Origin of the sequence: Vibrio sp. B1-2, assembly GCF_963888445.1 — a bacterium.
Lineage (GTDB): Bacteria > Pseudomonadota > Gammaproteobacteria > Enterobacterales > Vibrionaceae > Vibrio > Vibrio anguillarum.
The window spans coordinates 22,198-34,527 of record NZ_CAWPJH010000012.1; the positions used below are offsets into that span (position 1 = coordinate 22,198).

The window sequence follows — 12,330 nt, forward strand, 5'->3', positions numbered from 1 at the left end:
CAACAAAACACATCAGATTCAACAGAATTAGTAATTTAATCCACTTATTGCGGATAAATCGCTGACTCGAAAACTTTGGAGTAACAACGATGGCAACCCCACACATTAATGCGCAAGTTGGTGATTTCGCTGAAACCGTTCTAATGCCAGGCGATCCATTACGTGCAAAATACATTGCTGAAACTTTTTTAGATGATGCTAAACAGGTTTGTGATGTTCGCAGTATGTTCGGTTATACCGGTACTTATAAAGGTAAAAAAGTATCCGTTATGGGCCACGGTATGGGCATTCCATCATGCTCGATTTATGTTCACGAGTTGATTTCAGAATACGGTGTAAAAAATATCATCCGTATTGGTAGCTGTGGCGCAGTTCGTGACGATGTCAATCTAATGGATATCGTTATTGGTATGGGTGCTTCAACCGATTCCAAAGTTAACCGCATCCGTTTTAACAACCACGATTTTGCCGCGATTGCGGATTACGGATTGCTTGAAACGGCCGTCAATCAAGCACGCGCACAAAACGTGCCCGTGAAAGTAGGCAACGTGTTTTCCGCTGATCTGTTCTACACACCTGAAGGTGATTTATTCGAAAAAATGAATAAGCTTGGCATCTTAGGTGTGGATATGGAAGCGGCCGGTATTTATGGCGTTGCAGCGGATCTAGGCGCAAAAGCATTGACGATTCTTACGGTGTCTGACCACATCATTCGCGGTGAGAAATTAAGCTCTGAAGATCGCCAAACCTCTTTTAACGACATGATGAAAGTCGCGCTTGAAACAGCGATTAGTATCTAATTTTTAAACCTCAGCTGCTCACCCAAATTGACAGCCTTAAATTACCCCGAGGGGGCGATTGTGTCCAACGACCAACTACCCAAGGACGCAGATGGTTTACAACTCAACTTTTGTAAAACATTGGCGTGTGACAACTTTGGACTGAGTGAAGCCGAACGGTACGTTCTGCAGCGCGTAAACCCGAAGCGTCCAACGATGGTTTGTCGTGAATGTGGAGCTTTCCCCCCCTTACTTAACAACCGAGAAGTGTTAAACGAATTACACCGTTTAAGACAGCTTCACAGCGACGGGTTGCCCGCTTGTCGCAGTGATGATTGCCAAAATTTCGGTTTATCTGTTCATACACACAAACACCTCTATCACGCTTTTGGCTACAGCGGCGATCGCCAGCGGTACCGTTGCAAAGCTTGCCAGAGTACCTTTGTTGATAAGTGGTCAGGAGCCAACAAAAAACTCGCTTTTCAAGAAACCTTACTCGGCCTACTCTTCATGAGTTATTCGGTGCGAGAGATTTGCCGTAAATTATCCATCAACCCAAAAACGTTTTATGATCATGTCGAGCACATTGCCAGTCGCTGTCGGCGAAAACTGGCCATGATTGATGCGCGTTGGGTGAATCATGCAAACCAATATGAACTGGCTTGCAATTACATCCCGCTCCAACCCCATAGCGACAACGGCGTATTGTGGTTTGCAACAGGTGAAGCCAAAACAGGTTACATACTCTGTCAGCACGTAAACTATTCCGCCAATGAAGAGCCTGCAGGCGAGCTTGATCACAACCCCTATCACTCGCCCGCGCGTTTTGTTTCTCGTGAACATTCATCCGAAGCGAATCTATCCACTCCTGACGCATCTCCGCTATTGCGTGAGCGTATTGATCAGAAATACCAAACAATTTTAGCCCGCGGTAATGTTGAAGACCCCATGGGTAACCTCACCACTTTTCATTACCCTTCTAAAGGCGCCTTGATTCGCCCTCCTTACACCTCTTATGCTCACTTCCTCCACGTGCTGGATTTGTGCCTTGAAGATAAGCGAGTTTCTATCTATCTGCCTCAAGATCCGGTTTTACGTTCTGCCGCATTGAGCGTCTGTTTGCCGCGAATCAAGCGTAAGAATGTTGACTTGATGTACGTTGAGGAAGATCCGCAATGGCAAAATGGACATTCCGTGAATAAAACGGACATTGTTCACATGGGATGGTGGCGAGATCGCTGGGCTATTGCCAATCAGGCACAGGCTGCCAAAGGTGTTTGCTATTTGGCAGGAGACAATCCAACACCCGAAGCTTGGCTCGATAAAGCATCGATTAAGCAAACAGAGTTCTATCAAAAACGCTTCCAACTGTTGTTCGAAAGCTTTATCAACGAACCGAGGCGCAAACTTCGCCCTGGCGGCCTACAACCAATGCTGGATATTTTTCGTGCTTGGCACAATTTGTGCTACCAAGATAAACATGGATTCACCGCCGCCCAAAATTTGGAATTAACCAAACATCCACTGACGTTGAAAGAACTACTCTCTTAGATTTTTAGGTTATATTTAAATTATGGATTGTGAAGTAGCGCAAATTATTGTGGTAATGAATAACCAATGCACCCACTTTTGGGAAAGTAAATAGTGCGCTTTAACGTTGGCTTCATATAATGAATCGGTGACTTAGGCTTCTTACTTTTGAGGAACAGCCCGTTTGGATAAAAGCCAATACCTTCTTGAAATTGAAATAGAACAGCTTAGAGCCCGTATTGAAACTGAGCCGGAGAAGGTGTCGATCGTCGCGGAGCAGTGTTTATTGAGAGCACAGCAGATCTTTTTCCCAGAAGGGGCGATTCAATGTTTGATCATTTTATCTCGCTGCGCTTGGTGTTTAATGGACTACCGCGTGGGTTTAAAATACATTAAAGAAGCCTTATCCACTCAAAATACCCTCGATACTGATGATTGCCTTCCCGAAATTCTGCATATTCACGCGCTGCAACTTTGGGGTCAGGCAAAATATTATACCGCCCAACAATATTGGATAAATGCCTTAGAACAATCAGCTCTGGTTGATGAAGTTGATATCCAGATAGAGTGCCTCATTGGTCTGGGTAATGTTTGGCGTATTACCAACGAATATCAACTTTCATGTTCAACACACGAGCTAGCCGTTAAAGTCGCTAATAATGCCCGTATCCATTGGTTAGAAGGCAAAGCCCGTATTCTGTGGGCATGGGATCTCTATCTACTTAACCAATACATCGATATGCTGACCGTACTCGATGGTGCAGAAGAAGCGCTACAGGATCATCCCGATAAAACTTGGCAAGCCGAGGTTTGGGATTTTCGCGGCTTGGCACTGCTCGGGCTTGAACGAATCGAAGATGCGGAAGCGGCAACCACCAAAGCACTCGAACTTGCCGTGGAGCATAACCTTGTGTGGATGAAGGCCCACTCATTCATTAGTCGAGCTCGTTTGGAACTGCTGAGAAAAGACTCCAAGAAAGCAACTGAGCTGTTGCTTCTTGCTGAAGCCTCTGCTGCTTCATTTGATAAAGGTGAGCTACTTTCACAGATTTGCTACCAACAATCCCTAGTCGCAGAGCAGCGTGGTGATTTTAAAGCTTCTTTAGCCTCATTTAAGAAATATCGCCAATTTACGGTTGAGATGCTTCGAGAACAAACGGCGCGCATTGGCCTTGATAAAGCAAGAGCCTCTAAGCGACAACTTGAGCAACGAGCACGTAAACTCATTAACCGTATTCGTGGTCAACACGAATACGACCCAGAGAAACATCTCTCCAATGTAGTTTCAGAGACTTATTGGTGGGAACAACTCATGCTGTTCAAGACCGAGTTGAAGCATTCTAATCACGCCGTCATTGTCATCCAACATAACGACTCAAAGTACCTCGATGTATGTACCGAGATTGCCCACTCGCTCTGTAACCAAAAAGATCTCGTTTCTCGTTTAAGTAGCGAACGCTTAGCGCTGCTTCTTGCCGATAAAGGCGATGCAGCGCTGCACGTCTTCCATGTATTGGCTAAGATGATTGAAATATACCCCTGGGAAAGAAAAGGATTAACGGGGTCGCTACCTCAAGTGATGTTCCAAGACATTTTGAGTTTCCCATTCACATTAGAACAACTGGAAGACAGTCAACCTCAGGAATGGTCGCATGGAAGTACTGCTCAGTAAGATTAAAGATACGGGTTTGGATGCCACCTCCGTTTCCGGAGAAGAGGCCATCATTTTCTGGAATCACGTCCGACAACATATAGCCTCAACATCAAAAGAAAAAGCACTTAGCTACATCATCAGTGCAGAGTATCGTTCAGAACTGCATCAGTCGTCCGCCAGTATAGAGGAGCTTCGTCACGCCTTAGCATTACTTGAATTGCCTAAGGACGCCGAAATTATTTTGTCTGTGAAAAACAGTTTGAGCGATCGCCTAATGGAAAGCGGTGAATTTGCCGCGGCGCTCAACGAATATGTGTCCGCTTCTAATATTGCCGTCGACACGGGTTACATTGACGAATATGTACTAGCCGTCATTGGCATGGGTAACCTGTGTGATGCTTATGGCGAGCACAGCCGAGCCCTTCGATACTACCAAAAAATTGATAGTATTGATCACGCAATCACCAGCCGCTCATTACGCCTGCGTTATAAACTTTACATGCTATCGTGTTACATTCAACTGCACCGAATCTCCGCAGCTACCGACCTAATTAAAGAGTGTGAAGAGCTGAGTATTTTGGTCAGCGATAAAATTCTTACCGGGCAAATTTCACTCTATCAAGCTCAACTTTATCTTCATCAGGATCAAGTCGATAAAGCGCTCATTACGCTCTCTAGTGTTCAGTACAGTGCTGGGAATATGAATTCCACCTGGCTATCGAATATGATTCGAATTGAAACGGCCAACTGCCTGGCTAAAATAGGCAAAAGTCATATTGCCAATATGATGCTGGCCAGTACAGACAAACGTCTGCAACGATACACGTCACCCACGATGGCCAAGCAGCTGTATCGAGCATTCAGTGCCGTGTGCGAGCGCCAAGGCCTTTATCAAGCCGCCCTGATTTATGAAAAAAAAGGCTTTCGAATTGAAACTGATCTGATGAAAAACATCCCGATTAGTGAGCTGGGGGCTAATCAACTGCGTCGCTTATCGCGCTTTGAATTGCAATTGAAATTGATCTTATCTGAGATTGAAAATCGCGAGCTCAAAGAAACCACCGAACATCAAAAGAATGCCGTAGCCCAACTTCAACAGGATGTCTTCACTGACCCACTCACCACCTTACACAACCGCCGCTGGTTAGATGTCAAGCTGAAAGACCTACTGCTTCATGAGAAGCTATTTGCATTTCTAGTCATTGATATTGACCATTTTAAATCGATTAATGATGAACTTAGTCACTTGGTTGGTGACAAAGCGATAGTCAATGTTTCACGTGAGTTGAAAAACTACTTTAAATTCCGAGGCTCCTCCTGTGTCCGTTTTGGTGGAGAAGAGTTTCTGGTGATTTTAGAAGATTGCTCGCTCGACCAAGCTGAAATGCATGCCGAAAACTATCGAGAACGCATATTCCAATTTGGTTGGCACGATATTCTAGGTGAGCGCGGCTTAACCGTCAGTATCGGTATAACCTTGCATCGAGATGGTGAAAATACACAACGCACATTCTACCGCGCCGACAAAGCCTTATATCGCGCGAAAGCGAATGGCCGCAACCAAGTGTGCACTGAGTAACTTTCCATCACGTTAAGCTATTGGCTGCCGTTTACACTCGTCATTGAAATACAGGAGCAACTATGTTTTTAGATTACTTTGCCCTTGGTCTACTGATTTTCGTAGCCTTGGTCATTTTTTATGGAATCATCGTCATTCATGATATCCCTTATGAAATAGCCAAAGAGCGCGACCATCCACATCAAGATGCCATTCATGTTTCTGGCTGGGTGAGTTTATTTACCTTGCACACTATCTGGCCATTTTTGTGGATTTGGGCAACCTTGTGGCGCAAAGATCGCGGTTGGGGGTTCACTAAACTTCAAGAAGAACAACACGATATTCATCATCGCGTCGATGAACTTATCGATCAAGTAGCAATACTCACTCGGGAGTTACATGAGTTAAAAGCGCAGCCACCCGTTGCTCAAGTGAACATCGACCATACCAGTAATCAGGAGACGAAATAATGGATTTACTTCTGATCATGACTTATGCCGCTTTATGTATTGCGATATTCAAAGTCTTTAAAATTCCATTAAATAAGTGGACCGTCCCTACCGCTGTATTAGGTGGTGTTATTTTGATCGGCACCCTGATCTTACTGATGAACTATAATCATCCTTTTACTCAGTTGGGTAGCCAAGTTTTTTCCACAACACCTGTCGTATCAGGGGTACGAGGAAGAGTGATTGAGGTTCCGGTACAAGCAAACCAGCCCTTAAAACAAGGTGATGTGCTTTTTAGAATTGACCCTGTGCCTTTTGAAGCGGAATTGACAAAAATTGAAGCTCAGATCAAAGAGGCGAGCCAAGGTGCACTCGGCCTAGAATCGAATGTTTCTGAAGCTGCGGCAGCGAAAGTACAGGCTATCGCTGACCGGGATAAAGCACAACGTGAGTATACTCGTTATCAACGTGGGTATGATAAAGGTGCATTCACCGAACAAGATCTTGATACCCGTCGCCAAGCTTATAAAGCAGCAGAGGCAGCAGTAGAAGTCGCCCAAGCACGTCTAAATCAAGCCAATATCTCCTTAAACTCAGAAATCAATGGTGAGAATACTACCGTTGCTCGCCTGCTTGCCGATTTTAGACAAGCCCAATTCAACCTTGAACAAACCATTGTCAGAGCGCCTACTGATGGCTATGTGACGCAATTAGCTCTCAGACCAGGTGCGATGTCCGTACCATTACCCTTAGCGCCAATGATGACATTTGTACACACAGAAGATAAAATCTACACAGCTGCATTTAGGCAAAATTCTCTTCAACGCCTAAAACCGGGCTTTGAAGCCGAGTTTTTGTTCAGAGCACTGCCCGGAAAAGTCTTCACAGGAGAAGTGGTTGAGATATTGCCTGTGATTGGTGAAAGCCAGATCCAAGCACGAGGCACCTTGCTAGGAACTGAGGCATTACGTACCAATGGACGCGTACTCGTCACCCTTAAAGTTACCGATGATTTAAGCGATTATCACCTACCGCTCGGAACCGCTTTTGAAGCCGCTATCTATTCAGACAGTTTCTCTCATGTCTCGATTATGCGTAAGGTACTCATCCGGATGAAAAGTTGGCAAAACTATCTCTACATAGATCATTAGATACCATCCATCACGACATACGTTGAAAAACAGCCAACCCAGGTGTTGCTTGTCTAGTGACTATTGGCATCATGTTAAAAGGGTCGTAAACGACCCTTTTGCTACCTGTCGCTCCAACGCAGAATTCTAACTTCATTACCCGCTTCGGGTTTAATTGGAATATTGAGTGATAAAAGCAGCGAAACAAGTGCCATTACCGCTCCAATGTAAAAGACGCTCGCCGGAGAGATAAGCCAAATTAAACCAAACGTGGCGGGGATGAACACGGCCGCAATATGGTTAATGGTAAAAGAAACTCCCGCTGTAGACGCCATGTCCGCAGGATCTGCAATTTTCTGAAAATAAGTTTTAATCGCCAAAGCCAAGGCAAAAAAGAGGTGGTCAACCACATAAAGTGCCGCCGCCCAATGTGCGTTTTGTACAAGACCGTACCCAACAAAAACAACAATCAACCCCGTGTATTCAAACAGTAACGCTTTACGCTCGCCGACTACACCAATGAACTTACCAATACGTTTAGCAAACAAAAAGTTGAACAAATAGTTGATCAAAAACAGTAAGGTAATATCGGCCGCTGAATAGCCAAATTTCTCCACCATAAGGAAACCAGCGAAAACAGTGAAAATTTGCCTACGCGCACCACTCATGAAGGTCAAGGCGTAATACAGCCAATAACGTTTGCGTAGCACGAGCTTTTTATTTTGTGGCACTTCCGCTTTAAATTCAGGAAAGGCAAATGCAATGATCAACACCAGCACAAAACCAGCACCGCCAGAAATGACATAGACCCATTTAAAATCGAGCTGAAACACTTCTAACATTACCCACAAAGCACCGTAAGTGATCAGTGATGCAAGTGCTCCAACCGAAATGAGTTTGCCAAGCATTTCTGGCGCTTCATCTTTATTCAACCACTGCAAAGACAAGGATTGTTTAAGCGTTTCAAAGTAGTGGAACCCAGTCGACATCAATAATGTCGTGAGCAGTAACCCGGTTAAAGAAGGGAAAAAACCCGTCATCGCGGTTCCTAACGTCAACATACCCAATGAGATCAGGATAAATCGCTGCTCTCGAATGAACAGTAAAACGAATACGGCGGTGAAGGCTAAAAATCCGGGGATTTCTCGTACACTTTGTAATAAGCCAATGTCTGAACCATCGAAATTCGCTTTTTCAATCACGAAATTATTCAACAGTGCCATCCAACTAGAAAATGCAATCGGCACAATAATGGAGATAATCAATAGGAAATTTTGTGGCGTGCGCCAACCTTGAGAGACTTTAGGGTACATGAGAGATCCTTATCTATGTTTCAGCGCATCATATACTCAAGTCGCCTTAAAAGGCGAGAGCTCATCACAACAGGAAACAAGGTTAGGGATTAGCACTGCTAAATTACACCGTTCGGGTATAAGATCGACCGAGACACAAATATTGGGATTTAACATGACGATTACGTTCGCAACGATTAATTTATTCAATTATTTAGCTCCGCCGAACGCATATTATCAGTTCGACAATATTTACACGCAAGCAGAGTGGCAGAAAAAAAAGCAATGGTTTAACCAGAAGATCCAACAGCTGGATGCCGATATCATTGGCTTTCAAGAAGTTTTCAGTTTTGATGAACTGCGCAACCAGATGATGGATTTAGGCTACCCGTATGTGGCCTGTGTAGATGAACCTATCGTCAAAGATGGATACATCTATAGCCATCCGGTTGTAGTAATTGCCTCTCGCTATTCTCTGCGCCAAGTGAGCGCCGTACATGGCACGTTACCAAACCAAGCTGCCCCTTTTTGCTTTAATCGTACACCGTTACACGCTACGGTTTGCCTACCAATGCTCGGGGATATCGATGTCTATATTGTGCATTTTAAATCTCAACGTCCGGCAGAATCGCCTGCGGCACCTCATCATCTGATCGATGAATGGCAACAAGAAACGCTAGGACGCTGGCTCTCTACTGTTCAGCGAGGCTTTGAAGCAAACCTGACTCACCAATATATCGTCAATACTCAAAAACAAACTGGGCGGCCTTGTGTGCTAATGGGCGATTTTAATAAACCGTTACATCACGAGGAGTTTCAAGGACTACTATCGCAGGCCTTATACCGCAGACCAGAAACACAACAACCGCTGGCTGGCTATGCGCTTTACGATGCTTGGGATCTGCATACCGAGAGTGTTGAGCAGCCTCGCAAAGCCACTCATTACGCCGGCTCCACGGGATCTGTACTCGACTATATTCTCCTTTCCGCAGACTTCGCGCCTTTTATCCAGCCAATGAAAAGCTATATCAGCCACTATACTGTGCTTGATCAACATCTGGTCAACCCGAGCTATGAGCTCGATAACTTTAGTACTGACCATGCACTGGTCGCGGTCACATTAAAAGTAAACACAGCACCGAGCTAATGGGCTTGTATGCTACGACTCTCGATGCAATAAATGCTGCCATTCACTGTGTCGATTTAAATAATGCACAACATAACTACAGACAGGTTTGATGGTGTAACCTTGCGCTTCAATTTGCGGTAATACACTCTCCATCATTATTTTTCCGTATCCTTTACCCTGAAGTTCATCCGGTACGCGAGTCGAAGTAATAAACAACACTTTATCCTGTTGTTGGTATGTCACAGTAGCGAATAGATTTCCCTCAAGATGTACTTTATATTGACAATTTTGTATATCATGTTGCACTTCATGAATCATGGTAACGTCCTAATTGATATATAAATCAAATAAATTGATATTCTCAGAATTGAATCTTCCAACATCTACCCCTAGAATTTAAACTATTACAAAAATTAGAATAAAATGCAGCTACTGCATCACGGAGAAAATTAAGATGGAATCGCAGTCGGCAGTGCTGAAAGATGAACAGAACCCAAACCGTTCAACCGAACGTAATAAAACCCTATCGACACTTAATAGTACTGATGCGTTATCTATGGTTGAACACAGTAGCGAACTAACCTTAAGTATAACCACTCCCGTTGGTACGAAATTCCAGTGTAAAACGTCATTTATCGGTACCTACTCTCATTCCCATCTCCTTGTAGAAATTCCTAAAATTTCCGCAGATGATCTCTCTTTTTTCTTCCAAGAAGGTTTTTGGATGAATATCAGAGCTATTTCACCACGTGGCGAAGGGGCTTTAATCCATTTTCGTAGCCAGTTGTTACATGTATTGCAAGAGCCTATACCGCTCGCCATGTTATCCATTCCCAACAGCATGCAAGTGACCCAACTGCGCAAAGAAGCTCGTTACGATGTGAATCTAGCAGGAAAAGCAACGGTAGGAACGCATAAGTCGGATTGTGAGGTAAGAGATCTCTCCAAAAGTGGCTGTCGTTTTGTCACACCTCCTCTTGGACGTACTTTCCAAGTGGGTGATAAGATTAGTCTCGAATTATTTACTGATCCTCGCGGCAGCCAATTCTTTGCGCCTTTGATGGGTAAAGTTTGTAACCTGCAACGCTCACTGCACTATGCTCGTTACGGAGTGCAGTTTGATGAAGAAGGTGTCAAAAATGCAAAGAGTTTATTAAGCCAATTGAAGTTTGATGGCACAAAACTAACGCTGAAGTAAGCAATACACCCTAACCAATAAGTTAGGGTGTATTGCTATTATTTTTAACCGAGAAACGAAATATACCCTTGTAATATCACCAAATTCACAATATCCACAAAGAATGCCCCAACGATTGGCACGACCATAAACGCTTGTGGGGATGGACCATATCGTGTCACTAGCGACCCCATATTCATCACAGCGGTTGGCGTTGCTCCAAGACCAAAACCGCAGTGCCCACCAGCGATCACAGCAGCGTCATAATTTGATCCCATGACTTTAAATGTCACAAAATAAGCAAAAATACCCAACACAACCGATTGCACCGCTAAAATCACCAGAAATGGGACAGCCAAGTCAAAAATATTCCATAACTTTAAACTCATGAGTGCCATAGCAAGAAATAGCGATAGAGAAACGGTGCCTAAGATGTCAACGGTTTCAGCATCAATTTTATGAACTTTCGTCAATTCCAGTATATTGGTAATGAACACACCGATGAAAAGCGCATAGACAAAATCGGGGATCATCAACCATTTGATTTCAAATGCACTTACCCACTGTTCTAAATATTTAGCACCAGTGACACAAATAAGAAGGATGAACAAACCCTCAATCACTTTCTTAGCGGTGACTTTATCTTCTTCATATTCATTGTACGTAACCAGCTCTGGGAACCTATCGTGCGTTTTGGTTCCTCGTCCATACTCAGATTCAAACCCGTTTTTATTAATGAGTTTTTGGGCAACTGGGCTACCGATAATCCCCCCAATGATCAAACCAAAGGTCGCTGAGGCCATCGCAATTTCTAGCGTATTGCTAAGCCCATAATTATCGTTGAATGTTTGAGCCCACGCCGCTCCCGTACCGTGTCCACCCGAGAGGGTAATAGAACCGGCGATCAACCCCATCAGTGGGTCAAGACCAAGAGCCGTCGCTAACGATACACCGACGCCATTTTGGATGATGATATAAAACGAGGCAACGGCGAGGAAAAGAAAGACTTTTGCGCCCCCCTTAACCAGTTGAGTGTAATTGGCCGCAAGGCCTACAGTGCTGAAAAACATCAGCATAAAAATATTCTGCAACGGCAATGAGAACTCTAAATCTAAGCCGTAAAAATGTAGAAGAGTGATCGCGAAAGCGACAATTAAGCCACCGACGATGGGCTCAGGAATGTTGAATTTTTCCAAGATAGGCAGTTTTGCGTTAATAAAGTGGCCTAAAAAAAGCACGCTAATAGCGATTAAGAAAGACTCAAGGGGCCCAATTGAAATTAAATGGTGCATATAACCTCTTATTACTGCTTCACTCATCTTCCTTAATGAGTTTGGAGATCATCAAAGAAAGCTTGATAAACTCGAAAAAAATACGATTGATCGATACGGATCATCCTTATGGATATTGTTTATTTACAATGATATACGATGTTTATTTGATGGGTTTTACGAACATATGGCCTAACTGGTTTTGCTCGAAAAACATCTTCGCTCACGGCTTTTGATTGTCATTTACAAACTCTCATTAGACGAGCGAGGAGGCGTATCATACCTAACAGACAAAAAAAGAGCCAACCGCAATGATGCGATTGGCTTATATATAGTGTGAACAAATTCATTCACTAACAAC

11 protein-coding genes are annotated in these 12,330 nt (G+C 43.9%); 8 read left to right on the forward strand and 3 right to left on the reverse strand.

Annotated elements, in window-relative coordinates; genetic code table 11:
• Positions 1-89: 89 nt before the first annotated feature.
• From deoD to AACQ75_RS06815, 6 genes are all read left to right on the forward strand, one after another.
• Positions 90-800, forward strand: a complete 711-nt coding sequence (gene deoD / locus AACQ75_RS06790; RefSeq protein ID WP_013868368.1) for a purine-nucleoside phosphorylase — start codon at positions 90-92, stop codon at positions 798-800.
• A gap of 60 nt (positions 801-860) precedes the next feature.
• Positions 861-2,330 carry a hypothetical protein gene (locus AACQ75_RS06795; protein ID WP_064626598.1) on the forward strand — a complete coding sequence of 490 codons (1,470 nt, stop codon included), beginning with the start codon at positions 861-863 and terminating at the stop codon, positions 2,328-2,330.
• Between the two features lie 163 nt (positions 2,331-2,493).
• Positions 2,494-3,981: a hypothetical protein gene (locus AACQ75_RS06800; RefSeq protein ID WP_013868366.1), complete on the forward strand. Its 1,488-nt coding sequence runs from the start codon at positions 2,494-2,496 to the stop codon at positions 3,979-3,981.
• Complete coding sequence (locus AACQ75_RS06805; protein ID WP_013868365.1) at positions 3,962-5,542, forward strand: diguanylate cyclase domain-containing protein; 1,581 nt, start codon at positions 3,962-3,964, stop codon at positions 5,540-5,542. Before AACQ75_RS06800 ends, AACQ75_RS06805 begins: the two co-directional genes overlap by 20 nt.
• A 62-nt stretch (positions 5,543-5,604) precedes the next feature.
• The gene (locus AACQ75_RS06810) at positions 5,605-5,991 is read left to right on the forward strand and encodes a DUF3302 domain-containing protein (protein WP_170889678.1); all 387 of its coding nucleotides are present in this window, start codon (positions 5,605-5,607) and stop codon (positions 5,989-5,991) included.
• Entirely contained in the window at positions 5,991-7,121 is a 1,131-nt protein-coding gene (locus AACQ75_RS06815) for an HlyD family secretion protein (RefSeq protein WP_170889680.1), read from the forward strand. The genes AACQ75_RS06810 and AACQ75_RS06815 overlap by 1 nt, the downstream gene beginning before the upstream one ends.
• Before the next feature lie 101 nt (positions 7,122-7,222).
• On the opposite strand, the gene AACQ75_RS06820 is transcribed toward AACQ75_RS06815, so the two are convergent.
• On the reverse strand, positions 7,223-8,413 hold the full coding sequence (locus AACQ75_RS06820; protein WP_170889682.1) for an MFS transporter: 1,191 nt from the start codon (positions 8,411-8,413) through the stop codon (positions 7,223-7,225).
• On the opposite strand from AACQ75_RS06820, the gene AACQ75_RS06825 reads away from it, so the two are divergent.
• Positions 8,412-9,539, forward strand: a complete 1,128-nt coding sequence (locus tag AACQ75_RS06825) for an endonuclease/exonuclease/phosphatase family protein (RefSeq protein WP_170889684.1) — start codon at positions 8,412-8,414, stop codon at positions 9,537-9,539. The two genes, AACQ75_RS06820 and AACQ75_RS06825, sit on opposite strands and share 2 nt — an antisense overlap.
• 12 nt (positions 9,540-9,551) lie before the next feature.
• Here AACQ75_RS06825 and AACQ75_RS06830 read toward each other — a convergent pair whose 3' ends face one another.
• The gene (locus tag AACQ75_RS06830; RefSeq protein WP_017042159.1) at positions 9,552-9,839 is read right to left on the reverse strand and encodes a GNAT family N-acetyltransferase; all 288 of its coding nucleotides are present in this window, start codon (positions 9,837-9,839) and stop codon (positions 9,552-9,554) included.
• Positions 9,840-9,975: 136 nt separating this feature from the next.
• On the opposite strand from AACQ75_RS06830, the gene AACQ75_RS06835 reads away from it, so the two are divergent.
• Entirely contained in the window at positions 9,976-10,719 is a 744-nt protein-coding gene (locus AACQ75_RS06835; RefSeq protein ID WP_017042158.1) for a flagellar brake protein, read from the forward strand.
• A gap of 44 nt (positions 10,720-10,763) precedes the next feature.
• On the opposite strand, the gene gltS is transcribed toward AACQ75_RS06835, so the two are convergent.
• Positions 10,764-11,990: a sodium/glutamate symporter gene (gene gltS / locus AACQ75_RS06840; protein ID WP_026027149.1), complete on the reverse strand. Its 1,227-nt coding sequence runs from the start codon at positions 11,988-11,990 to the stop codon at positions 10,764-10,766.
• Positions 11,991-12,330 lie beyond the last annotated feature (340 nt).